This is a genomic window from Waltera intestinalis, assembly GCF_009695995.1.
GTDB classification, from domain to species: Bacteria; Bacillota; Clostridia; order Lachnospirales; family Lachnospiraceae; genus Acetatifactor; species Acetatifactor intestinalis.
This window is the reverse complement of sequence record NZ_VUMU01000002.1, coordinates 320720-345911: the sequence shown is the minus strand read 5'-3', so window position 1 is coordinate 345911 and position 25192 is coordinate 320720. Positions and strand designations below refer to the sequence as shown.

The 25192-nt window shown below is 42.7% G+C and carries 18 protein-coding genes and 1 pseudogene; all 19 read right to left on the bottom strand.

Annotation, left to right across the window (positions count from 1 at the left end):
• Positions 1 to 752, bottom strand: a pseudogene (locus FYJ59_RS03370) (hypothetical protein); the annotation flags it as partial.
• A 13-nt stretch (positions 753 to 765) separates the two neighbouring features.
• Positions 766 to 1623 carry a BppU family phage baseplate upper protein gene (locus FYJ59_RS03365; RefSeq protein WP_154495259.1) on the bottom strand — a complete coding sequence of 286 codons (858 nt, stop codon included), beginning with the start codon at positions 1621 to 1623 and terminating at the stop codon, positions 766 to 768.
• Positions 1624 to 1688: 65 nt separating this feature from the next.
• Positions 1689 to 10031: an ADP-ribosyltransferase-containing protein gene (locus tag FYJ59_RS03360; protein WP_154495258.1), complete on the bottom strand. Its 8343-nt coding sequence runs from the start codon at positions 10029 to 10031 to the stop codon at positions 1689 to 1691.
• 8 nt (positions 10032 to 10039) lie between these two features.
• Positions 10040 to 10987 carry a hypothetical protein gene (locus FYJ59_RS03355; protein ID WP_154495257.1) on the bottom strand — a complete coding sequence of 316 codons (948 nt, stop codon included), beginning with the start codon at positions 10985 to 10987 and terminating at the stop codon, positions 10040 to 10042.
• A gap of 395 nt (positions 10988 to 11382) precedes the next feature.
• A complete protein-coding gene (locus FYJ59_RS03350) occupies positions 11383 to 11895 on the bottom strand; it encodes a hypothetical protein (RefSeq protein ID WP_154495256.1) in 513 nt (170 codons plus the stop codon).
• A complete protein-coding gene (locus tag FYJ59_RS03345) occupies positions 11895 to 13691 on the bottom strand; it encodes a hypothetical protein (RefSeq protein ID WP_154495255.1) in 1797 nt (598 codons plus the stop codon). Before FYJ59_RS03345 ends, FYJ59_RS03350 begins: the two co-directional genes overlap by 1 nt.
• Complete coding sequence (locus FYJ59_RS03340; RefSeq protein WP_154495254.1) at positions 13669 to 14085, bottom strand: hypothetical protein; 417 nt, start codon at positions 14083 to 14085, stop codon at positions 13669 to 13671. Before FYJ59_RS03340 ends, FYJ59_RS03345 begins: the two co-directional genes overlap by 23 nt.
• 51 nt (positions 14086 to 14136) lie before the next feature.
• On the bottom strand, positions 14137 to 14475 hold the full coding sequence (locus tag FYJ59_RS03335; RefSeq protein ID WP_154495253.1) for a hypothetical protein: 339 nt from the start codon (positions 14473 to 14475) through the stop codon (positions 14137 to 14139).
• Positions 14476 to 14528: 53 nt separating this feature from the next.
• Complete coding sequence (locus tag FYJ59_RS03330; RefSeq protein ID WP_154495252.1) at positions 14529 to 15563, bottom strand: N4-gp56 family major capsid protein; 1035 nt, start codon at positions 15561 to 15563, stop codon at positions 14529 to 14531.
• A gap of 27 nt (positions 15564 to 15590) precedes the next feature.
• The gene (locus tag FYJ59_RS03325; protein ID WP_154495251.1) at positions 15591 to 16571 is read right to left on the bottom strand and encodes a hypothetical protein; all 981 of its coding nucleotides are present in this window, start codon (positions 16569 to 16571) and stop codon (positions 15591 to 15593) included.
• 79 nt (positions 16572 to 16650) lie between these two features.
• Entirely contained in the window at positions 16651 to 16971 is a 321-nt protein-coding gene (locus FYJ59_RS03320) for a ribosomal-processing cysteine protease Prp (protein WP_154495250.1), read from the bottom strand.
• Positions 16972 to 16980: 9 nt separating this feature from the next.
• Entirely contained in the window at positions 16981 to 18924 is a 1944-nt protein-coding gene (locus tag FYJ59_RS03315) for a portal protein (protein ID WP_154495249.1), read from the bottom strand.
• The gene (locus FYJ59_RS03310; protein WP_154495248.1) at positions 18924 to 20366 is read right to left on the bottom strand and encodes a phage terminase large subunit; all 1443 of its coding nucleotides are present in this window, start codon (positions 20364 to 20366) and stop codon (positions 18924 to 18926) included. The genes FYJ59_RS03315 and FYJ59_RS03310 overlap by 1 nt, the downstream gene beginning before the upstream one ends.
• An 11-nt stretch (positions 20367 to 20377) precedes the next feature.
• Positions 20378 to 21223 carry a terminase small subunit gene (locus FYJ59_RS03305; RefSeq protein ID WP_154495247.1) on the bottom strand — a complete coding sequence of 282 codons (846 nt, stop codon included), beginning with the start codon at positions 21221 to 21223 and terminating at the stop codon, positions 20378 to 20380.
• 115 nt (positions 21224 to 21338) lie between these two features.
• Positions 21339 to 22340 carry a tyrosine-type recombinase/integrase gene (locus FYJ59_RS03300; protein ID WP_154495246.1) on the bottom strand — a complete coding sequence of 334 codons (1002 nt, stop codon included), beginning with the start codon at positions 22338 to 22340 and terminating at the stop codon, positions 21339 to 21341.
• A 287-nt stretch (positions 22341 to 22627) separates the two neighbouring features.
• Positions 22628 to 22858 carry a hypothetical protein gene (locus tag FYJ59_RS03295; protein ID WP_154495245.1) on the bottom strand — a complete coding sequence of 77 codons (231 nt, stop codon included), beginning with the start codon at positions 22856 to 22858 and terminating at the stop codon, positions 22628 to 22630.
• 156 nt (positions 22859 to 23014) lie between these two features.
• A complete protein-coding gene (locus tag FYJ59_RS03290) occupies positions 23015 to 23287 on the bottom strand; it encodes a hypothetical protein (protein WP_154495244.1) in 273 nt (90 codons plus the stop codon).
• Between the two features lie 24 nt (positions 23288 to 23311).
• Positions 23312 to 24436 (bottom strand): DUF4317 domain-containing protein, encoded by a 1125-nt coding sequence (locus FYJ59_RS03285; RefSeq protein WP_154495243.1) that lies wholly within the window; start codon positions 24434 to 24436, stop codon positions 23312 to 23314.
• Between the two features lie 156 nt (positions 24437 to 24592).
• A complete protein-coding gene (locus tag FYJ59_RS03280) occupies positions 24593 to 25192 on the bottom strand; it encodes a hypothetical protein (RefSeq protein ID WP_154495242.1) in 600 nt (199 codons plus the stop codon).

Below are 25192 nucleotides of genomic sequence, written 5' to 3'. Positions count from 1 at the left end.
AGTGACATTGCAACAATATTAGTATTAATATTTGACGTGACTTGCTTAACAACTCTATATATGTTGCTACCATCAATCCATTTACCGCATATTGTTTCTTCCGTTGAATAAGTTAAATTGCCATTTACATCAGCAATTTCATTCGTCAGCTGATCTACGGCAGCGTTCAGCGTAGTAAGGTCAACCTTCTGGGTCTCCAGCTCTTCTACCTCATAATAATACCCCTCATCGTTTGGAGTATCCAGTACCTCTGCGACCCAATAGTCCGGGACATCTTTGGTAACAATATAGAGATTATCGCCCTGATTTGCAATCCCTTTATTGGCTGCATTTTTCAACCACTCCTTCATAGCATCTGTGGTTGCAAATACACGTGCCTGATTACGACCTTTGGCAATATTTTTTGCTTCATTAATCTTGGCGTCCAGATCAGAAACAGATGCTGTCGTAGATTCTGAAAGAGATGTAACTCTAGCAGACACGCCGTTGATGGCTTCCATCAGTACCTTTCCCTGTCTGGCATCCAGTGCAAAACCTTCTTCTGATGTAGTTACATTATTCTTGATAATGCTATCGAAGTTTGTAAATTTATACCAGTATTCCGCATTAGAATCACTGGGATCTATTCCTTTTGTAGTTTTCTTACAAAGCCACGAATTTCCGTTATTGAATACTAGATCCAATACTTCGTAAGTTATCTCTGCATTATAGTTTCCTTTCGGAATAATTAAAATTCTTCCTGCATCTGCCATAGTTCATATCCTCCTATACGTATTCCCAGGTCAAATGACCGGTGCTCTGATTTATTAAGAAAATGAAGTTTGGTGAATCATACTGCAGATGTCCTGTTTCATAATTAAGAGAGAAAGTCGTATAGATTACTTTTTTTATCACTTCATTATATATTTCCTGCACAGCATTCAGATTTTTCTCTGTCTGCGTTGCGCATGATTCACTTACGTTTCTCGCAGATATTGCCACATTGGATGCATTTACCGCAATATCTCTATATAATGCCGCTGCATTCTCACTGCTTTTAGCAGCATACGCAGATGATATGCACCTCGCGTATGCATCTGCAAAATCGTCGTTCACATACTCTGTTCCATCAGCATACTTCACATGAAATACATAATTCTCATCGAACTCTACGCTGAGGATTCGTGCTTCATAAACTGCTTTTGCCTGGGTCAGTGCCTTTTCCAGTGCCGTATACGTAGGACTTGTTTCCGCGGTACTGTCCTGTGCATCACTTTCTAAGACTTCCAGTGCAAAGCGCGGAGATAAGTAGGAACATGTAATGTCATTATCCGCATTCACATGATGCACCTTGATCTGAATCTTTGTGATTCCTTCCACAGCAATATCAGACTGTAATACATTATAGATTACTGTATTGTCTTCAATAGTACATTCATTGATGCTAGGAGATGCCGCACCTTCCGGAGTCACATAGGCAATTGCCTGATCGTGCTCCTCATCCAGTTCTACCGGGTCTCCATTTTCTGTCAAACTGATGATGATTTCTCTCGCAAGTGCTTCACCTGTTGAAAATCCCTGCAGTATTTTCTGCGTACCGGATTTTTGTGTATCAAGCGTGATTCTGTATTTGATGGCCTGCATAATATCTACCTCCTGTTTTAGCATAATACAATGAGGGGTTATATTTCTAACCCCTCACGATATATTTATTCAATTCTAATTGACGGATACGCTCTTGCTATAGTGTCATTCCATATTGCAACAATATCTCTCATATAGTTAGATATTGGGATACCTGTCAATTGTGATAACCCCTGTATAGTTTTATATGTTGTTCTATACAAGTTTCCATCACCCTGTGCAATCTTCACCCATTGCTTTCCGTTTTCAACAAGGTTGGTCAATGCCTGCTCATCCATTCTGGACGGATCATATCCTTCAAGCACTCCTACAATATCCTTTAACACCGGAAGCTTGTTTAATGGATTAAGGTCTGAAATAAAATTGGATACAAATTCTTCCCACATTTTACTTGTAAACTCTTCATCTTCATCCCAGTCTCTTAAAGCATCCATAGCAGCTTCACATATTGCAGACGCTGTTGCTGTTGCGGTATATGTAGCAAATGTACGAATCGTTCTGCGCATCAGTTCCGGTCCTGCCGTTCCGTTTCTCCTTCCTTCCAGTTTCCAGTCATAATAGCAATCCAGAAGCATATTATAGGATAATGTAGGCTCTGACATAAAGCTTGTCAGCATCTGATCATACGTTGAAGAAGATCTCATCATCTGTGATCTGGTTAGTGTGGAGTCAACAACCTGCGTCGAATATATTACTTCACTGAACCTGTCAGATACCTTCTGTAAATAATCAGAACTATTGCGTGGAGTTGTCTCCGCCACTTCCAATTTACAGGCATTCCATAAATATCCCCATGTAATTTTGTCTCCCCATTCAGCACCGGTCATAGACAAATCGACAAATTTATCAATCAGAGAAAGATTATTTGTAATAGATTCTTCTACGCTTCTAGAAACATTAGTGTCAAACAGTCCTCTTGCTTTCCACTGTGCAATACCGCAATTATCTTCTGCTTCATTTATTCCTTTGAAAGGATTCGTAAAACGCGCTCTCATAAGATAAGTCGGATTCATAACTCCCATCGCACGATAATAAGCTGTTGGCTGTAACAAAGCTACTCTAAGGTTCCCGGCCACGGCAGCCACTTTTGCATTTTTAATCAGCTTCTTCATAATAGGTGCCGACCTGTCATTATGCTTCGTACCGTTAATGTCTTCAATCAGCTGATTCACATATTTGCTGCCGCCCTCTCCGAATACGTCTTTAATGGCACCTTTGACAGATGATGTTTCAAAGCCGACATCTGTTTTTTCTCCTTTCTCCACATAATTGAACCACCGGATAGTATCCAGTACCGGAAGCGCAACCGTACTGTATTTTGCCATTTCAGCTGAGTGTGTTGAGAACACATCGAAAATATCGCGGATCATAATGCGGTTATTTGCCCCAGGAGTAAGTCCCTTGGTAAATCCCTGATTGAGCAGTCTGTACATAGATGCTTCGTTCATTTTCTCCTGATTGGATCCACGACCTTCGGCATCAGATTCTATAGGAAAATATGATTTCTCTTCAAAGCCATTGATTCCCCATCTTGCCTGGGTGACTTCATTTCCCCATCCCGATAGCGTGGTACTCATGTATTCTTGTAGCTTATCAGCAATCTCAATCTCCTTGGGCGACAGGGCGGCATTCACCTTATCAATAAATTCCTGATCAAGGTTAAAACCACCTCTCATACTGATTGTTTTCAGCTTTCCTACGCTCTTTGGATCGCTGAAATCCTCAACCCGGGCACCGCCCTCAAACAGATGTCCTACCGCCTGCTGACGTTTGGCAAGGCAATGCAAGCTCATCATCTGCGCTACCGTCATACGTACTTCTTTTCCGTTTGCCGCAGTGAAAGACTTGACTGTTTCCTTTGCGCGCTTCACATCAGACGGCTCATATATGGTTTTTGTGAACTCCTCAATACTCTTCAGTCGGAACGCCAGTCTTCCGAATCCGTCACTCAGTTCCGTGAAGATTGTTTTTCCGGATGGTCCCAAACGCTTGAAATAGTAGTATGGCAGGGTATTGTCAAATGACAGGAAATTATGTACTTTTTCAATACCACGAACTGTCTGATGCTGTTTGAACTTATTCATCTCAGCTATTGTTTCTGCACCCAACTTTCCGATATACTCTGTCTGCCGACCGGCTAATGTCTTATTCATTTTTGACACAGTAGTCTTCAGCGTCTTAACCACCTTATTCAGAGTTTTCAGCTGTTCGGCTGTCATGTTATTCAGTACATAGATCTCAGATGCCGCACTTTCCCCGATAGCTTTTGCCTGCTCTGTGAGTTCAGCTACCGTATCATAAAAATCAACTGGCAGATCTACATAATATCCACCCATCTCATTTTCTAAAGCCATCGGATCCTTTTGAATCTTCAATGCCATGTCACGTACTTTCTCCAAAGCATCAAACAACTTCACATCCTTCTGTGTCATGACGCCGGACTTTTCCCCTTCGGATAAATACTGCTTTGATGAAAAATCAATCGCATTCAGCAATTGTACTACCGGAGCCTTCAGGACATCAGGAACATGTTCCTTCGCAGAATTCTGAACCAGCCATTTATTAAGTGCAAGCGCATTCTTAGTAATCTTTGAAATAATATCCTTCTTTGCAATACGATCTTTATATTCTGCCTGTCTCCAGTCTGCTGCAACCTTTGCTTCCTTGATTCTGTAATCTCGCTGCTCCCGGACAGATTTCAGCAACGACTGATAATATTCCCTCGTAGTATTTGTACGCTGTTCCAGACGGTTCTTATAAGACTGACGTAACTCTCTCATGGCCTGATTATGTTTTGCATTCAGCTGAGTAATTTGCTTAGAGTATTTATCAGCCACCGTTTTCACACTGTCTGCATTCCAGTACTGATGATAAATCTCTGTAGCCAGCGCCCGGATAGTTTCAGTCTCATTGTAGCTGGTAATCACCTCCGATGACTCTCTCGCAGTATTGTAGATTTCATTCAGTGCCGTGATCTGCTCCGCTTCATTGACAGAAGAATCGAAGAGCCCCGGAAATCGCGAGGACCATTCCTGCCACATGGTATCCAGACTGGTGCCGTCATTCGTAACGGTAATTCTGCCAAACAGATATTTTCTCCAATCCTTACCGAATGCATTTTCTGCTTCCGCCTTCTGCGATTCACTGAGAGAAATCTTTGTTCCTCGAATATCCCTTGCTATCATCTTAAAGTAATCGTTAGCGACTTTTTGCGGCTTTGCCTGGCTTAATACGCTTCTGGCAAGATCCACGGACTTATCCAGTACTACCTGACCATCTATTTCGTCCTCGTTGAGAATATAGTTGTATAGATCTTTCAGTCCGGCCTTGAAGCTGTCAGTATCATAGTTACTGTTGAACTGATTTTTCAGATGTTTTGCAATCAGTTCCAGCTTATAATCATTCAGGACACGGCCACCGGTTACCTTCCGTTCCAGTTTCAGACGCTCACGCAGGCGATCGATATCATCGCGCAGCTGCTTATTCTCCTTTTGGAGACGTTCTGTCTGATCCACATACTGATAGACTTCCTGGCGATCAGAAAAAAGGTTGAGATTTCCCATGTTTGGTGATACAATATCTACAAGAGAAGCAGGTGCTGCCGTTTTATTGTAGCCTTCGGGTGTGCTTGGCAGAGAGCCTGCTTCTTTTAATGTAACATCATACAGATATACATTTTCACCCGTATCTTTTATATCAATAAGAACGTCATACATTATTCCATCTACTTTTACTGTTTTCCAATAATAGTCCCAGTATTTCGCATCATTATGGAACCGGTTCTTATTCTCACCTTTTTCAGTAGCAGTCCCGATATAATGAGCATTTTCCATCAAATCAATATAATTACCGCTTGCAGCGATATTTGCCTTGGCCTGTATAGCTTTGGATGATGATTTTTTATCCGCCTGTAAATATTTTTTAACACCGTCATTAGTGGGTAAGGCATAACAAATCTCACCATCTCTATTAAATTTTGCTACCCTTCCACGATTTTCCTTTATAATCAAATTCCACGCATGCTTTCTTCTTTCAGCATAGCTCATGGAAAGGATTTCCGGATCATCCGTGGTGTATTCTTCCATTCCATCTTCATTAATTCGCATGGAATAACGAATATCAGCATTATCAGTAGGATGCACATTGTCAATATTCTTAATTTGGTTTGAATAGAACGGGATAACTACAGTATGAATATCATCACTATATTTTCCACCAGAATCAACAATTCCATCATAACCGTTTGCTTTAAGCACATCGGTAACAAAATCAGGAATACTTGTCCATACATAGGTAGTGCCATCTTTTATATCCGTTTGCAAGCGTTCTACCCACTTCATAGGATTTATATTATTTTTGTCCCACATATCTGCATTTTTTGTGTCCGTAGTTTGAAAAGATTTCTCCGCAATTTCCGCTGCATTCTTAAGTTTATCTAACATACCATCAGATATATTAGATGTATCAAACGGTGATGTTACATTAAGGTAAACACTATATACACCTCGATCCGTATAATCCGGATTCATATATACAGCGTTGTTAATTCCGACAAGCTTAAGTACATCTATAAATTTCTCTTCATCACCATATATATCACCACTCTCAAGCCATGCATCTACGAGTGCTTCCAACACATTGCCCTTATGTTCTCTCAACAAATACGAATCATATCCACCCAATCCATTTTTAGCATTAGGATCATAGATAATATTTTCATAGTCATCATCCATCGTAATATGTGGAGCTTTTTTTGCTATTTCGTTACGTTGAGATACAGATAATTTTCCCCAATAATCTCCAATAGCTATACTTTCTCCATTTCTTTCAACTCTAAATTGCGTATAATAAGAATCATACATATCGTCATAAGACATGCTTGTATCTTTCTTATTATTTGCATAACTATTTGCAATCTCATTATTATCCGTAAAATATGCCATTGGTCCAGACGTTGCTCTATCAGGCCGAAATATTGTACCTACCCTATCCATCCTTGCAGTACCATGATACATCACTTTTAAATTACCATTTTCATCCCTGATTTTGGACTCTCGGAAAAATGACTTCTGATCCTCTGATAACGAATTTCCTTCATTATCCCTATCAGAAAATTGTTCTTGCTTTGTTTCAGAATGGTTACGTACGGCGGCATTTGCCTTCACCGCATCCGCCAGCGCCGCATCCCACGCCTTACGCAGCTCAGTAAGTCTGCCGTCCATCTCCCGGAGAGCTTTAGCTTCGGCAGATTTTGCACTAAATTTTCCCATGATACGCTTAACCACTTCGCGGAAGCTGTCAATCATCTCCTTGATTTTACCCACAAGTGTCTTCTGACTTGGTGCATCCAGTGACCGCAGAACCTTCTCTGCATATTCCGAATTGCTGAACATATCCTCGCAGGCACGCGCTACCATCTCATCAATGGCACTTTCTTCTGTAACCGCAGCATCCTTATGTGCATTCTCCATGCGGTTTTCTTCCACTGCTACCGCTTCTCTGACATTGCGTACGCCCTTCTCTCCCAGATAATCACCGCTGCTCTCCAGACTGTTCATAACGATTTCACGCATCTGATCATACAGTGCCGGGGACTTGTCCTTCATCCAGTGTGTCAGCTCGTGTGAGAAGGTCGTGTTGATTGCACCATTGAACTGATCTACCTGTCCGTTGCTGACAGTTCCGGCATGAACATTGATATAGATCATATTCTCGTTCGCATCATAATGACCATTGGCCGCAGACGCAGACGCATCTGCATAGAACTTTACATTGATGCCTTCTTTTACAGCAAATGCAGAAATGGCCGCCACATCATCTTTCTGTGACATGGTAAGCTTCTTTAGCTCTACTTCGGAATAGTCTGCCATTCCGGTGCCGTTCTCCCCCTGGTACTGGGAAACAATTTCTGAAATTCGACGTTGAGGATCCGTTGCTCGATTCTTTACTCCTGCAACATAAGCATCACGCGCCTGTGCCGCGGTAAGCGTACCTTTATGGCTCAGGGCATAGTCTGCCCCATATCCGCTTTCTCCGTATGCATAAGCCAATTTGAAAGATTCTACATAGCTCTGCGGATTACTGTTGCCATCATACGTCCGGATCATAACGCTGGCTTTCGCATCGTCCATATCCTCTGCCTGTGATACAACATAAGCCTGATTTTCATTCAGCGATGCCTTGTTCAGAACCACATCTCCCTGATCTGTATGCAGGATTCTCTTACCGGTATCATCCGTAGTCACGGAATCTATCTGCACATTCTCCATGCCTTCCTGTGTCATGGCTTTGGCACGTGCCCGGGCAGCCTTCTCTTCTGCACCCAGTCCCTGCCTTACTGTTGCTAGGGTATTTAGATTTCTTGATGCACGTTCTATCCGGTCTGTGTCCCCAGACTGTTCTCCTGCCACATAATCATTGTATGATTCCATTTCTGCTGTCCGATAGAGATCCCCCAGTTCCCCCGGCTTAACCTTTGAAGTATCTTTCCCTGCGAAGTATCTGTTGTAAGCATCCAGAGTCTCACTGTATGCATCAGTATCTACTCCCATAGATTCTGCAAGCCCGGTAAGATCTCCTACTGTCTCATTCTGCCGAATCGTATTGCCCAGGCTGTTATTGGTATGTAAATCCATTGCGGCCTTCCCGCCGCCCATCAAACCACCGGATAACGCTCCGCCAATGCCGGCCTGTGCAATCTGTAAGGACAGATCACGGCCTATAAGTTTATGAATTTCATCTTCAGAGTATCCCTGTTCACGATAAGCATAATATTTCTGCATAATATCGGACCGGTTTCCCATGACCAAATCATTAGAAATAATATTTGCAATTTCAGTAGATATTTCTTCGGACCCTTCGATGCCTGCCTGCTTCAGAGCAGCCTTAATTAGCTTCGGAGCATCGGCTACATTATCAATATGAATCAGTTTATCTAATGATATATCTTCAAAAATCTTTTCAAAGATACCGGCAAGACCGGCTCCCATCCATATTTGTTGTTCAGTAGCTCCTGCTTCTTTCAGGTCTTTTGCCTCCTGCTGGAATGCGCTCAAACCAGCAACTATAGAATAATTTGATCCCATAGTAGCCGCACCGACAGCAGAATCTGCCATATCCAGTCCTATCTGATAGAGGTACGCCGGTACATTGGTTCCCAATAAATTCATATTTGGCGTTGCTTCGGCAATATTATCACTCACATCCTGCCTGGTATCTGATGCAAAGTTGCTGAGCATCTGATCCTTGGAATAGGGATTATATTCCTTCCCAGTGATAGCATCGGAAATACTACGGTTGGCACTTGCCACGGCACCGACAATATTGGCAGGCACGCTGAGGGCAGAGAAACCGGCAGAAGCCAAAACACTATTGTCAATAGTATCTTCCAACATGGCAGAGTCCTCATCATAATTTCTCTTATCCAACATTACCTGAATGTCATCCAGATAATCTTCCGCCGCCTTTTTGCCCTGTGTTGCATAGATGTAATTGTAATAGCCTACTTCATCATCTGTCATGCGGTCAAGGTTTTCGTGTGCACCATTGCCGAATATACCGGTTCCCCTGCTTTCAGACAACAGACTGGCAGCAACATGCCCATATTGTCTCGCGTTCACCGCTTCATACGTAGGATCATTTACCGTATATTTTTTATTTGCATTCACATTAGGAGAATATGCTGACAGTTCCTTATAATCCGCGTTTTCCTTTAAACCGGCATACTTCTCAGATGCATGATCCAGTGCATACTGATTCCTTGCTGCCTGCAGATCATCCTTATACTTCCCACTTCGCGCATCCGCCAGCGCCGCATCATAATCGGCAAGACTGGAAAAACCATGATTTACGCCATATTCACTGAGATAATTATTTTCATCACTGCCGAATTTTGTTGATGACAGTTCCTTTTTCACTTCCTCGTAGGTCATATCTCCGTAACGTTGGGAAAGCTCACTCTTCTTTCTGGCGGCGCTGTAAGCATCAGCGTTCTGATAATGGCCATAGATCTGCGCCATATCATCCCATCCAGCCAGTGCCTTATCATAAGATGAGATACTGGAATCGATGGAAGAAAGTTCAGAAGGATCCTCATATGCTTTCACATAATCCCGGTACTGTTTCAGTCGACTTGCCATGTTCTCCACCTGTACACGGTTCTGTGACAGAGTGGAAGCATCCTGCCAGTTACTCAAAGTATTATTCAACATATTGGACGTAGATTCATAGTCCGAACTGAATGTATCAAGATTAAGCTGTCTACGAGCCATAGCCTGTGCAAAACTGGTGGAAGCAGGACGGCTTACTGCCGTCACACTGCTTCCTGTTCCCTGAGCAGAAGATGTATCCGATACTTCTCCTCTCTGTTTTCTTCTATTCTCCATTGCTTCTGCAAATGTTCTACTCATATATCCTCCTACTGGTTCTTAAGCTGAGATTCAAACTGAGATACCATTGCTTCGATCTGGGCAGTTGTATATTTACCGCTTATTGTCAGTTCCTGCTTATATGTATCTTTAAGATCTTTCAGTGACAAGGAATTACCATATTCATCTACGTATGAAGTACCGAACAAACCTGATTTTTTCTTTTTCCAATTCTTCTTTGCAACAGACGTGGTCGGCGCAGCTCCCATACTGTCTATATAGGCCGCAAGACTGTCCATGTTCACATTCTTTCCAAGATTGGAAATATAAGCATCCACATCACCGCCACTTGAATAGACATTAAGCGCAGCAGCTATTTCTGAATTCGTAAGCTTGTCGTATCCATCCTCATCCGTATCAGACGTTTTGGAAGATTTCGTAGATCCGCTTGCCGCAGACTTAGCAGCACTCAGATTGTAATTCATCATCTTCCAGTAATTATCACTTGCTTCCTGCCTTAACTGTGCTGCCTGGTCGAACAGGCTGTTCTTCTCGCTCATCTGTAGGTTAGCCGCAGACATTGCATTTCCTACATTTGCATTCCACAGATCAAAGTCCTGTCCATACTTCATACTGTAATCCTGTGCGGCAGCTCCATAAGCATCAAGGTTCCGACTATATTCCGTATTATCAGCATCTGTATACATCCCCAGCTTATTGTACAGATCATTGCCTTCCATCTGATATGCATCCAGTGCCATCTGATAATAAGCCGGAAGATTATCATAAGCGCCCTCAATGTAATCGTTGTATGCCTGATTACCGGCAGAAGTGGCATAAGAGCTTCCGTATCCTCCGGTTAAAGCAGACGCCTGACCAATTGTATCCTGCATGGCAGTTCTTCCGCTTGCCATCGCAGATGCAAGAGCATTCTGAAACAGAGTATCAGAGTTCGGATCATAACTGAATTTCTCGCGGTTTGCTATCTGATCCATCATGGCAGCTACCTTGTCAGAATAACTGGTCTTCCCTGAAAGGACTTTCTGCAGTTGCTCGTTTAGGACATTCTGCGCAGCAGATGTAGTAGCAGATATTGTAAATGGTGTATTGATTTTATCCCATAAATCATTTGAAATGAGCCCACTGGATGTTCCCGCACTCTGAGGACTAGAAGCACCAGTTTTCTGAGGGACATTTGATAATTTACTTCCGGTACCAGATGATGAAGCCGTTTTTGTGGATGTCCCGCCACCATTAGGTGGAATATTTGTAGGTCCCTTATATGGTACTGATTCCGTTTTCTTTGATGAATTCGAAGGAATATTTGTAGGTCCTTTATACGGTACAGAGGTTGTCCTTCGTCTTCCACCTCCACCATGCATCACTTCTGCCATTAGTTTGTTCCTCCTTTTCCATATTCCAACCGCCCATTGTCGTAATTGACTTTTATAGTCATTTCTTCCTGCTCTGGTAATTGATCACTCGGTACTTTTCCATCTTCTCCGAGACTAGCCACACCACCGGCGATGCCCTTATTCTCCTTTTCCCATTGACCTATTTGGTCATCTGCAACATTCGGAATAGTATCTGCTACTAGTTTCGCAGACTCATCTGCCGTTGCCTTTACACTCGCTTTGAATTTTTCAGAACCAATCACATCATCAACAGTGATTCCGCTCTTTTTTGCAATGGTCTGCGCATCCTGCGCATCTAAAGATGCTGTCCGTACTTCTATCCCCATAACAGACAATTTCTTCTGAAACTCTTCCGACAGATTATCAGATCCGATATTCTGCAGGATAAATTCCAGCTCTTCCTTCAATCTGAGCAGATAGTCATACAGTTCCTTTACCTGTTCTTCCGGCGTCTCTCCTGTTATCTGCGGATATGGTAGAATGTCAAACATCAGATATCACTCCCTTGTTCAATGGTCTTGGTCACAGAATATATTTTTGCCGTGCCTTCACCGACTATTTTGTACTTGAAATGATCGCATCTTCTTGGAATCACAGGCACCGTATATGTCCTTGTCCCCTTACCACTCATGTTGAATTTGTGCTCCCATACATCCGATGAATCATACTGAATGTAGAAATCTACATTCGTTCCTACTTCCATTCCGATCCTTACGTTAACTCTGGAAATATACTTATTGTCCGGCATTGAGTAGCCTATATTACCACTCTCAGCCATCCACTTAAAACGTTTTTCAATATCCTTCTCCGGTACATCATACGGCAATGTTCCATAGACAGATTTCATTATGCTGTCAGAAGCATCAACAAAATACAGATCATCATCGTGCGCACAAAAATATAGAACAGTCGTATTATCTTCTTTCGACCACAGATTCCGCTTTGCATCGAACACAAATAGATGACTCATATTATCCTTATCTTTCATGGATAGGAAGTATCTACTGTTAATTGTACCGCCAACAGCATCATGATATCTAACCTGCCCCAAAGATTCTGATATACTTACCGGAATACTCCCGGCATAACTGCACACATCTGTAGTGGACTTATAATATAGAACCTCATTCATGATACAAAGTGATCTCTCAGATCCTCTCTGAACACCGCGGCACTTCGTTTCTTTAATCTGATGTGCCCCTGAAGCAGACACATATACCTTAATCAGGGAATCCTCTTTGAAGAAAATAGGATAAGTCTGATATGTAACTGCTCCGGTGAACTTACCGTCAGATCCGACAGTTGCCGCATATGAATCCGTAGATATTCCCTGGAAACAGTTCCAGTTCTTCACATCCCCCAGCTTGCAGCAATAGATTTCATGTCCATCCTTGGAACATCCCCAGATTCGATTATTACACTCAGTGATGAAAGACATATCAGGTGTCTTACGTTCCACTTTGATATGCAAACTATCAAATGTCTTATTCTCTTTCAGAATAGCCGGAACTGTAATGCAGTCATCCTTAATGTCATAAATAATCATGTTGTTAGAACGGATGTTATCCCCATCATCATTTACAAATATATTTTCAATGTCATCCCATGTAATTCCGGTTGTGTCTACAGAAATCTTCACGCCATCATCCTTGGCAAAATTCTTACCGATTCCGGTGGCTCCAATCTGTATATAAGTGGTTGAAACGATTGCCCATATTGCAGTAGATTTTGAATACTGCTTCAATGTCGTGCTACCATTCTGCGTGGACATCATATAGTCACCGTCCGCCGGCTCATTACTGTCATAGTACGCTGTATCATGCCATGTAATGGCATTTCCTTTTCCATCCGCCAATGTTACGGTAACTTTATCCGTAACATCAAACGTTGCTTCCATGTAACCACTCTCTTTTGTCTCAGCGTTGTACCATATTTTATCCGGCATGATAATGATAAACGCCCCCATCTTCTCCATCTGTTTGGGACACTTATCAGCATCTTTGGATATGGTAATTCCATCTGCAAGAACGCACTCTTCTCCGTCCAGATACAATATGCCATCATCTATCCATACAAGAGATTCCTTATCCAGTATTCCGGCCGGAGCAATCATTTTGCGTACAATCCCCCGACGGTCCCTGGGAGACAGTACTGGATAATATACGCTTGTCATGTTCTTCTGATCATAGAACTGGCCGTCCTCACAGGTAAGCTTATGACAATACCCATTAAATGCTGTTGTCATTTCACGATACCGTTCGATGTCATTTAAGTACGGATATTGCATAGTCGTTCCCTCCTCCGAAGTAATCCACATACCTAACGCCCAAAGGCATATGTGTGCGATTGTACCACTTTGCAAAATCTGCATAATAAGCGTTATATGCCATTGCAGAATTGTTATATCTAGCAGTTTCCCCATTCTCCTCATCAATGCGCATCTTCAGATACGCCACATACAGTTCGTCATACGGTGGTGCTGCAAGGAGTTTGACATTCATATGATCTGCATCATATCCGGTAAACTCTGTCGGTGTATCTTTACACTCAGGTTCATGTGTTTTAACAATGTCATTAAATATAGTTGCATCCAGATAGGACAGCCATCTTACCTTATCTTCCTCTGAATAAGAATTGGGTTTTACAGAATCTACTCTGTCAATGCACTCTTTTATATTCATAATCAACCTCCTTAAAAGAAAATAGGGAAGCTTAAGCTCCCCTATCACCGTTTACACACCGCTTGTAGGCGGCTCGTTCAATCCGTGTTCCTCAGCATATTCATATGCAGCATCCTTTGCCTTATCTCCGTTTCTGATCACCTCTGCCAATTCAATAGGGATATCCACAGGCTTGCCACGCTGGATGATGTAATTCTTGAAGTTTACAGAAAAGAATTCGTCCTGATTCTTCTGCCCTTCAATTCTGGGAAGTGTAACACGAACCGTCTTCTGTTCATCCTTTTTACACTTAGCAGTTTTCTTAGGACCTTCTTTCTTGCCATCTTCATTTTCAGCATCGATAGGGATCTGCAGGTTTTCTTCCTGCAAGTCTTTAGTTGTATCTGCCATATTTACCTCTCTTTCAGCCGGGAGAAGGCGACTCTCCCGGCTCATCATTGTTTCTAATTCTCTTCATCAATGGAACCAAAGCTGGAACCGCTTTCCACACGGAGAATTCTCTCCTGGTACAGAATCTTTGCACCGTGGCAGAACTTATAGCCAATGGTGCTGAACTGATTTAAGGGACCACCGATCTGATCTTTTGTCTTGATAATCATTTCCATGCCTTCACCTTCAGGATCCAGAATTCCGTATGCTTTCTTGCCCAGGAACAAGGTTGCATATACAGCCACCTCGCTGCCTTCACTTGCAGTAGCCTTAGCACCTGCCTTTGCCCAGATCTTCGCAGTATTCGTCTCTACAAAACGGACACCATGCAGCATACCGATTTCACCCTTGAAAATAGCTTCATAAGAATCATTGTTCTTATGGAAATCTTTCCATTCATCTGTTTCCCGAAGATCGTAAGATACGGAAGGATGAATCAGCGCAACATAGCTGTTGCCTTCGAACTTCGGAGCTTTGTTCTTCTTCAGCCAGGTAGCCGCCTGGTTAACAAGCTTCGGAGTGAGCACATCCGTATTGGTAAGAGTGCTTCTTGAAGTCTTACCGCCTGCATATGCCACAGAGTTTCCTGCGATAATTACGTTACGGGTAAGGGTATCATAAGTCTCACCCTCTGCTGCACCCATTTCCTCAGATGCTCCATAGATCACATCATCATAGGATTCCAGCTCCAAACGATCAGTAACAGCAACATAGTCACCATGCTGAGTGGTGCTTGCTTCGATCTTGGTCATACCGAAAGTCTTACCAGAGGGAATAACACCTTCCTGCAAAGGAGTAAGTGCCTTCTCAAAGGTATTGAACTTTCTCCATTCAACCTTATTCCCCTTCATGTGCTGCTTATCTGCGAACTGGTCGTACACCATGTTCTCTCTGGCATTCTCCAAAAGAGAAGTGTCATAGAAGGTTTTCATGGTAGGAGACATATCTGCGCCGCTAGACACATTTGTGGTCTTATTCAGAGTATCAATAGGCTGGGGCTGTGCAAACAGCTGCAGCATGAATTTTAATCTTAATTCGTTTGCTTTCATTTTCTTCCTCCCTAAATGGGAGAACTTTTATCTCCCATTTTGCAATCTGCGTTGTTCCGCAGCATACTGTCTGATTTGCTGCAGAGACATATTTTTAAAGTCAACATTTGTCACAGAAGGAGTATTGGAAGACATTCCGTTTTCAACCGGCCTAGCCATGTTTGCAGCTACCGCATTCGCAGTCTGCTGCTGGATCTGATGTGATGCTTTCTGCACCTGTGCATTGATTTGTGCATTCATCACCTGCTCCCAATGGCACGCCATATAGGCCGCCGTGGTATCGCCGTGGTTTACAGCACAAAGGTTGCGGAATCTTTCATCCTGCATTTCCGTTTCCAGATCAAACTCCGGAAAACGAGCCTTTGTCTTTTCAGCATTCGTTACAAGTAGCTGGATCTGTGCTCTCTGTGCTTCCTGCCTCTGTAATTCCTGCTCACGCTGTTCCATCTGATGGACCTTACGCTCCATCTTTGTAATGTGCTTTGCTTCCTCTACAGACATATCATTGTCCATTGCGTACTTTTCATAGAAAGAATCATCCTCTTCTATCTTTCCACGCAACGCATCAATGAAATTGTCTGCTTCCGGATCCAGTCCATACTTGCTCGCCATGATTCCAAGGGTGTCCTGAAGTTTTCCATAGGATTCTTCCATACCCTTGTACTTTTTCAAGCGGTCGGAAATTGTCTTGTCCATGTAAGCCTTATGTTCTTCCTTGTACTCATCCGATTTGATCAGGTCGGAATACGGAATATGCTCCTGCTTACTATCTTCTGCTTTTGATTCAACTGCGGGCTGTTGAACCGGTACAACGCTACTTTCTGACTTCTTGCTCTTCGCAAGAGCCTTCTTGTACACGTTTTTTGCCTTTTCAGGGATAAAGGCAGGTACTTCTTCTCCTGTTGCTTCAACCGTCTGACCATCTCCAGCAGGTGCTGAGGAACCGCCGTCCCCACCATCTCCGCCTTCAGCGAATAGTTGAAGGTTGAATAATAATTTTCTAAGCATATCTCATGCTCCTTTTTTCTTTCTGCAGTAGGATGCGAGCCTTTATAATCTCATAATATCAAGGTCACTATTATGATTTCTAACCTTTCATTACAATAAATTTTGGATAAGATTTTGCGACACCTTCCAGTCCGATGAGTATCGTCCAGAAGATCATCTGTATATTACCGGCATATTCCTCTTTAGGAATGCAGGAACATATTTTTACCTCTTCATCCTCGTCATCACGAAACACTGGAGGTTCCTTTAACATTTTTTCCGACTGGAACAACGATTCCCCTAAGGTATAGAACAGGCAGGACACCGCTGCACAGACGATATCCTTTCCCTTCCTGTTTGCATTTGCGTGTCCCTCAATCTGTAATTCCATTTTTTCAGGATCAAATTTAATCTTAATCATAATATCTCCTTAATCCGCCTGCGTGGATGATCTTGCATTTTCTCTGGCGTTCTCAACGTATGGATGTTCTTCATTTCCAGTTACTACATTTGCATTTAATTCACCTTCCTGCGCAGGAACAGGCTGTCCACCATGCTGCAATATCAGTGCACCTATTTGTTCTGCAATCGCCGGATCATATTTCTGTGCCAGAGTAAGCGCAATCTGTTGGAATCTCAACAATAATTCATACATTGTGCCATTCTGCTTAATGGTTTCAATAACAGCTTCTTTCTTGGTAAAATCCATCATATTGAGACAGCTGATAGCCTGATCTGTCATCTGCGGATTGAAAAATCCCCTATTATATAATGACAGTGCCAGTTCATTCATTTCCATCTTCTTATACGGATTTGCTTTTTCACTGGTGACATAAATATCAAATTCCGGTAAACGCAAACCAGTGTCATATCCCATAGTCTGCTGTTTCTGTGCAACCAGTCCGGCATTAGAATATTCTACAAACTGTTCTCCGGACATAACATCCGGTGCGATGCGGAATGTTCTAGGTACGTTGTAAAACTGCCTTATGAGTTCCACTACCTGGTAACATACCTCACGATATGCCCTGTGAAATGTCTTATTTGCACTTCTGGCATTCTTACCTGCTGTTTCCTGCAACGCCGCAATCGCTGACGCGGCAGTTACACCAGATGGTGCTACGCCATTATTGCTATCCTGATTCGATGTCACATATTTCAGTTCTTCAATCTTGTTATTCAGATATGTAACATACAGGTCATCCAACGCTACATACTGAACAGGCTTTATGTTGTCATCATCCAGTGATCCCTCCACATGTATGAAGTCTTTACTCTGATCACTGAATTCCTGCTCATTAACAGCGCCATTATTTTTGATAAAATAACGCGGTGTGCTGCCTGCAATAGCATTATCAAGAATTGCCTTATTCAACTTATCAATCTGCAGCTGTGTGTCTCTACCGATATCTGTAAGTCCATATCCACAAATGCTGCCCTCAACAGGATATAAAGCCATCGGTACAAACGGATAAAGACCATGATTGTACAGTCCTGTCTCTGCCATTGATTTACCAGTGGGAACCACTTCCCCAGTAAGCGGATCAACAGTAGTCGGTACTTCCGTTTCATTCTCTGTAGCATACAGGACAATGTCATTCACATATTTGCAGTACTGCAATACCTTTTTTCCATTGACCTCAGTATGGTAATACCAGTCAACAACAACTGATTTATTTTCCGTGCTCACGTTGTCATCGTAGATATATTTTGCAATTGTGATGCCCTGGCCACCGAGTTTACCACGGCACTGAGGATATCTCTGCTCCAATATGCGGTTGTCTACCAATTCTGTATTAAACAGATTTTGGGATTCCTGAATATTTGTGATACCAGGCTCCCAGAATAGATTGATAAAATCAATTTTTTTAATACTGATATCTCCAAGGCCGTTGTGTTTTGTACCATCCCAGAACACACCTTGTACGCTTCCTCCATTTTTTAGCGTGTACCATACTACGTCTGAATACACCTCTTCATAGCGATTCTGTTCCATGATGATTGGCACAATACTGGATAAACGCTTTGCTTCTGCAACATCATCCTTCTGCCTTGGCTGAAAGTTACAGGTGGGATAAGAATCCATAGCATCGGAATACCTTGCCTGAATGCATGACCATAGCCACGCCGTAGCAGGGTGAAAGTCCTTTTCTTTGCCATCATTCATATAATTCCACTGCCGAAGTTTCCAGAACTGCTCATTGGCAATAATCTTCTTTTCCAAATTGTCTTTCCCACTTTTGTACTTACGAAGGATCTCCGTTGCTCCAATTACCTGTTGTGCACCAATTTTCCCAGTCTCCGGTACCTGCTGAGTTTCTACCGGCTGATTCGGTATAAATAACTGCCTATTATCTCTACGTTTTCTTGCCATTATGTCCTCCTATAAATTGCCCTGTCATATCTCTCATTCTTTTTGTACTGGTTAAGCGGATCATATTCCGGAATTGTGTTTTCTTTTATCATCCGAGGTGCGATTGGACGCATCATGCAGAAGTATCTGCATTCGTCAAGGCAATGGTCTTCCAAGGTTGTATCCAGATCTTCTACCTTATATTTGTCATACATCATAAGTGGCATGCAGCGGATAATAGCCTTACAGTTTGAAAAAAAATACATCATTGCCTTTCCGTCTTCGTCAAACTTAAGTCTCTCATGTACCTGCATCCAACCAGCTATTCTGTCATTAATTCCTTTTTCAAACCATATCCCATGCTTGTCTGCTTCTTCTGCGCAGCTGATTCCGTGTGATCCATCCCATATAGACGGATCAGCCACCCCCTGTATAGTCTTGCCTTTTAACCATCTATGCTCCCTCTCTATCTCCTGTATCTTGTCCATCTGCTGCTTATTCGACCAGTGGACACCTTCATTCGGTGTCTGAGTGCATCCGTATAATTCCAATATTCTATATGCGCATCCGTCGTAATCTACCGCCCACCATCCAACAGAAAACGGTTTTCCATATCCCCAGTCATAACTCCTGTAGATTTTCCAACCGGCCGGAATCTCAAACGGCTCTATTACGTGGGTCCAGCGGTGCTCCAACTGCGCATCTTCAATGCTTATACCTGCATCGTAGCAGGCCTGCGGATCAGGAGTATCACGGAATTCCTCAAAATACATTCCCTCAAATACATCCCATCTGCCGTTAAGCCATGCTTCTTTCAACTTTGGTGGTAATGCTTCCAGCTGTTTCAAATAATCCGGCTGTGCCTTAAGCAGTGCTTTATTATCTGTCACAAGTGATTGTATAAAGGAGTAATCTTCCGGATCCTCTCCTGCCTTAAACTTTCTGTCAATAAACAAACGTTTTATGTATCCCATTCCTTGCCCAGAAGGGTTGCAGGTGTAATATATCCTCTTCGGAAAACTGTTTACACCACGCACACACGCAACCAACACCTTGAGCTGATATTCGGAGAATTGTGTTGCTTCATCTATGAACAATACATCTACCTCTGTTCCTTGGTACCTATCCAAATCTTTATCCGTATCACAATACCGAAATAATATCTGGCTTCCGTTTGGAAAACGCATTTCTTTCTGCGACTCGTTATAATATGCAGCTGCTTTCGGTGTACCAACCATCAGAATACCTTTAAGTGGTTTTACATGGTTTGCAATCAGTTCGGGATATGTCTTTCGTACTATCATCGCTGTAATACCTGCATGTTTCTCACACAGTAGAATTGCCTTTGTTCTTATGCCCCAACTCTTTCCGCCACCCCTGGCACCACCAAAAGCAACATGCTTATGTCTATCTTTCAGGAACATCTCCTGCTTTTTGTTTGGGCGATCAAGTACTATTTCCATTAGATCACCCCTTAATCCGCATAATCAGACAAATCATCGTCTGCAAATCTGATAGTGACATTTCTATCTCGGTTATCATCCTGCGCATCTTTTCGGAGCTTATCGATTTTTGCTCGCTGTTCCTCTGTGAGGAGTCCAGAGTGTTCTGCCAACCATTCTAGGGCTTTCATCTTATCTGCAAGTTTGATGCTGACTCCATCTCTCCCCTGCTTCACCTCTGTTATCAATGTCCCATCTACTTTGGCACTATCCTTGAACTTCACGGAGTTTATTTCCTTTTCTAGTTGCACCTTGTTACCATCATCACCTTTCACTGTCACAGGACCGAACGGTCCCATAACAGGAACAGTCTCACGACCAAATGACACGTAATCCGTGATGTCTGCGAAGGCGATGTCTATATACTTCTGAAAGATATCATCCTGTGACAAGAATGCTCTATTTAGCTTGTCCTGCTTCAGTCTGTCGATTTCTGCCTTGATTTTATCCTTCTTTAGCAATCTGCATCCGCCCACCTGAGCAGATGAATACTCACATCCCTCATATGCTTTGTAATATGCCTTTGATGCATTGAAGCATTTAACGAAATACAGACAGAACAATTTTTCCTTCTCTGTAAGCTCTGTATTTGCTGATGTCTCTTTCACTACCGTTGCAACAGGAACTGTTTTTTTCGTTGCGTTGCGCTGCAACATTGCATCGTCATCATCCCAGTTATATCTTCTCTTCCAACTCCTTACAGTGCTTTCCTTTACTTTCAGCTTTGCAGCAATATCCTTAAGCATCAGGCCTTGCTTATACAGCGTATATGCCTGTCTGATTAGTTCTTCATTCTGCTTTGCCAAGGCCTTCACCATCCTTTCTGCACATCTATCGTAGCAAAATGCAACGTTGCATTTCTAACCTACGAATGCAAAAAATAACCAGTATGAGAATTTCTCCCATACTGGTCATCTATATTATATAGTGTGCTTATGCTACTCTATTGTATTTGTGCTGCATCTCTTCGATGTCGTCAATCAGATAATACTGCACTGTCATATCCGGCTTTGCATGTCCCAGTAATTTACTTACCAGCAATACATCCCCTGTCTTACGATAAAGGACGGATGCAAATGTCTTGCGGTACACATGCACGGTTGCTGTTATCCTGGATACTCCGCCACGGACAGCCATCTCCTTAGCCAGCTTTTCGATGCCATATTCACGCATTCGGTTGTGAGGGGCTCTATCTGCCAAAAACAGCGGATCTGTTCCAGGTCTGTCCCCGATGTAATTTCGTAGTGCCATGACCGCTACCGGCGTAAGCATTCCGGTGCGGTAAGTATCTGTTTTTTCCGCGTAAATTGATACCTGCTTATTTGTCAGATCAATATCTGACACGTTGAGGTAAGAGATCTCACCCACACGCATACCAGTACAGATCATCAGCTCAAAAAGTGCTTTTTCCTTGGGTGTCTGTAATGCATAACGGATAGTTTCAACCTCTTCATCCGTCAGGCGCACTTTCTTCTTTTTGACCTGCTTCACTCGATCCACGCCGTCAATGATATTGTTGGCAATGTGCTGTTTGCGGAATGCCCAGGAAAAGAATGTGCATAAGTACCTGTATATTGTGGATTTATAATTGTGGCTGATGTGATCACGATAGGACCTTATAGCAAGGTAATCTGTAATATCCTGTGCTGTCACATATTTATAATTTTTTCCGACATGATCAAAAAACTTACGGATGATCCCTATGTAGCTTCGAAGTGTGCTCTTATGTCTTCCAGCTGCCACACCGTCAACACAATATCTCTGCATCAACCATTCGTTATCGTGCTCCTCTACCATCGGTAATTGTTTAATTTCCGAGATCTCGTAGTCCTGCATCTTTACCAAAAACACTATCTTTACCTTGTCAATCTGTTCCGGTGTCAGAATGTTACTCATCTCAAATGCAATGTCATTAATCAGGTCTGTCTTTGTCATAGGATGTACCTCATTTTCTCATTGCCTACCGAGAAATCATGTGGTATGATACTGGTAAGCAGTTGAGCGGTAGATGATATCTTTGGTCGGATGGATCTACCGCTGTTTTATTGGCATCGATTGCAGGCCCCTCTGCAGCTGGAATTTCAAATTGTGTATTATGATACTTATTACACTTTTAACATTTTTCCTTTTTCTATCACTCCTTTCGTTATCCTGATGGATTCCGGGAATACCGCACAGATATGTACGACACTCCCAGAAATACCGTAGTATATAGAGTACTACTAAAACCAGTGGAAATCCGGATTACTGGTATCGAATGGCGGCAAGCAATCATCATCGTCCGGATCAGGTGCGTCGTAAATCGGTCCAGCATCTGCTCCTGCCAGGCAATCTTTCTCCGGATCAATTCCACACTCGTCAAAAAGCTCCCACACCTGTCTCACAGCTTCCGCGTAAGATCTTGCTGCCATTAAATACTCATGTCCAAATAATACTACACTCCACTCTTTCATAATTTTGCTCTCCTTTGCATATTTTTTTGTAAGCAGATTTGTCTTACATATGGATATGTCAAAAAAAACCGTAAAGAAAAGCATTTTTTTGAAAAATATTTTTATTTTTTGAACTTTTTCGTATTTTTCTTACATATATATTTTTTATGTTAAATTTCAGTTTACCTTAACAAGCATATCAGCCTTAATCAAATCATATATAATATCTAGTGAATCTCTATGATCTCTGTATTTGCAATTTGGATTTTTATGTATTCGTGGATCATCGTCTTTCCAATCATTAACACAAAAACAACAATTACTTACGAAAAGCATTTTGCACCCTCTGGCAACGCACAAATAATAACATTCGCTTTCTTTTGCTGTACCTTTACAACGCTTAAATCCGTACTTTTCAAATTCTTTTGCTTCACAATTTGGTTTTAACATTTCCTACCTCCACTAAATTCTAAGTTACATAGGTTTCACAGTTACACCGTTCACCTCTGCGGATCCCTGCAGATCAATGACCAAACACCGCCTTCCGTCAATCAGCTTCGTTTCTACAAGATCTGTACGATTGGGATTTACCTTTACCGTCACATCCGGCGTCTTTACCTCAAAACTACGGCTGCTGTAAATATTGTCCAGCATCAACTCCGTGTTCCGTCCTACGGTATCGTCGTAACACTGGTCAAACGCCTTCATGCTGTCATCGTCCAAACCGCTTTTGGCAAAGATGGTCTCAACTTTGTTTTTATCTAATACCACAGGATCAGGATCCTCCTTATGCTCCTGCACAATCTCAGTCAGTTCTTCGTGGATGTTCTTAATCGCTTCCACGGAGCAGTTATCACACAGTACCTCTTCTACCAACTCCTGGAATGCTTCTTTCTGGCAGTCCGCAGGCAGTGGTATCGAACATCCCAACACCTTATCAATAAAATCATCTTTCAGATCAGCAGCATTCTTGGAGTAATACAGTGTGCTGTGAATATCTGCGCTGCGGTCATTAAACGCGGGGAACAGAAAAGCAGTATCCGGCATCCCTACCACCCAGTCACGGAGACGGTTCTGAAAGGTATTCTCTTCTGCGTTATAACTCAGACCGGTCTTGGACAGATCTACCGGGCAGATGCATGCCAGTATGTACTCGTACACCTCATCGGAAGCATCCTCCATCTCTGCACCATCCTTAGTGCGTCCAGGCACATCGTAGGCATCGTGGATCAGTAGGATCAGATAATTGCCCACATATTCATAAGATTCAATGATGCGGTCGTAGAACTGCTCCAGAAGTGCATCGTCTCTTAATTTGCTGTCCCTCAGGCGCAGCAGGAACTCCTGTGTTCCGCCCTCGCTCTCACTCTCCAGCGGAAATTCCAAATTCAGAAGATTCTTGCCGATGGTACCGGACAGACTCTTGCGCAGGATCTCGAAGTACTTAAACATCTCTTCCTCCGGCAGTGCCAGAAATGCCTGCTTCAATTCGGTTTTCTTATTCTTCTCCCCATCCACGTAACATCCGCAGATCCGGGTGATAGAACAATTCCTTTCTGTAAATAATTTCTTAATCTCACTGATTTCCTGTTTAATCATAGATAATATCCTCACTTTCTTTAATCCGAACTACCGGGGAAAATTCGGTAGTTCAATTTTCCAAACTGGTAACTTGCTTTTGAGTTCCCAAGCAACAACTCAAATATCAATTTCACTTTTTAATTCCTGATTTTACTTTCTTCCAAGGATTTCAAATCAGCCAGTCATTATGCTGCCTGCGGTCTGCGTCAGCGGATCCACCGGAGGCTCCATAACTACTCCTGCTTCTGTGAGCAACGCATGGTACCATTCCCGGACGGTAGTTTTGTCCTGCTGGTATGACAGCAACAGCTCATTCATGTATTCTTCGACCCTGGTCAGCCGGTCTTTGCCGAATCCATACTCGTCCATCAAAGAGGTAAAGAAAAACAGCATATACCTTGTAGCCTGCTCATTGATGATGTTCTGTGGTCCGATCTGTTGCCTATCCAGCCAGTACTGATAGGATCCCTTGCGGGCGGTGATGTCATCCTCGGTATAGGCTTTATACTCAATGGACCATCCAGCCTTATCCATCAGCCGCTTGCTAATCTCTTTCATATCAATCTTGCCCGCGGACCAGTCAGCTTCCATCTCATTTACTTTATTCGCCAGTCGGGAAATCCGCTGCCCCTTGAATCCCTCCCGGCGCATAATCACATAGCTGCAGATGATTCCCATTGCTGTCCAGGGTGTCCGGTCAGCCATACGGCTTTCCCGGGCGATCCGCTTGCACTGCTCCTTAATCTCTGCCGGTGTTAAATGTCTCTTTCCCAT

Coding starts and splice junctions, on each gene's coding strand:
- FYJ59_RS03325 (WP_154495251.1), bottom strand. CDS start 16,571: ATGCTTAGAAAATTATTATTCAACCTTCAACTATTCGCTGAAGGCGGA.
- FYJ59_RS03340 (WP_154495254.1), bottom strand. CDS start 14,085: ATGAATATAAAAGAGTGCATTGACAGAGTAGATTCTGTAAAACCCAAT.
- FYJ59_RS03290 (WP_154495244.1), bottom strand. CDS start 23,287: ATGTTAAAACCAAATTGTGAAGCAAAAGAATTTGAAAAGTACGGATTT.
- FYJ59_RS03360 (WP_154495258.1), bottom strand. CDS start 10,031: ATGAGTAGAACATTTGCAGAAGCAATGGAGAATAGAAGAAAACAGAGA.
- FYJ59_RS03295 (WP_154495245.1), bottom strand. CDS start 22,858: ATGAAAGAGTGGAGTGTAGTATTATTTGGACATGAGTATTTAATGGCA.
- FYJ59_RS03305 (WP_154495247.1), bottom strand. CDS start 21,223: ATGGTGAAGGCCTTGGCAAAGCAGAATGAAGAACTAATCAGACAGGCA.
- FYJ59_RS03350 (WP_154495256.1), bottom strand. CDS start 11,895: ATGTTTGACATTCTACCATATCCGCAGATAACAGGAGAGACGCCGGAA.
- FYJ59_RS03355 (WP_154495257.1), bottom strand. CDS start 10,987: ATGATGGATCAGATAGCAAACCGCGAGAAATTCAGTTATGATCCGAAC.
- FYJ59_RS03330 (WP_154495252.1), bottom strand. CDS start 15,563: ATGAAAGCAAACGAATTAAGATTAAAATTCATGCTGCAGCTGTTTGCA.
- FYJ59_RS03310 (WP_154495248.1), bottom strand. CDS start 20,366: ATGGAAATAGTACTTGATCGCCCAAACAAAAAGCAGGAGATGTTCCTG.
- FYJ59_RS03280 (WP_154495242.1), bottom strand. CDS start 25,192: ATGGGAAAGAGACATTTAACACCGGCAGAGATTAAGGAGCAGTGCAAG.
- FYJ59_RS03285 (WP_154495243.1), bottom strand. CDS start 24,436: ATGATTAAACAGGAAATCAGTGAGATTAAGAAATTATTTACAGAAAGG.
- FYJ59_RS03300 (WP_154495246.1), bottom strand. CDS start 22,340: ATGACAAAGACAGACCTGATTAATGACATTGCATTTGAGATGAGTAAC.
- FYJ59_RS03345 (WP_154495255.1), bottom strand. CDS start 13,691: ATGCAATATCCGTACTTAAATGACATCGAACGGTATCGTGAAATGACA.
- FYJ59_RS03365 (WP_154495259.1), bottom strand. CDS start 1,623: ATGCAGGCCATCAAATACAGAATCACGCTTGATACACAAAAATCCGGT.
- FYJ59_RS03315 (WP_154495249.1), bottom strand. CDS start 18,924: ATGGCAAGAAAACGTAGAGATAATAGGCAGTTATTTATACCGAATCAG.
- FYJ59_RS03335 (WP_154495253.1), bottom strand. CDS start 14,475: ATGGCAGATACAACTAAAGACTTGCAGGAAGAAAACCTGCAGATCCCT.
- FYJ59_RS03320 (WP_154495250.1), bottom strand. CDS start 16,971: ATGATTAAGATTAAATTTGATCCTGAAAAAATGGAATTACAGATTGAG.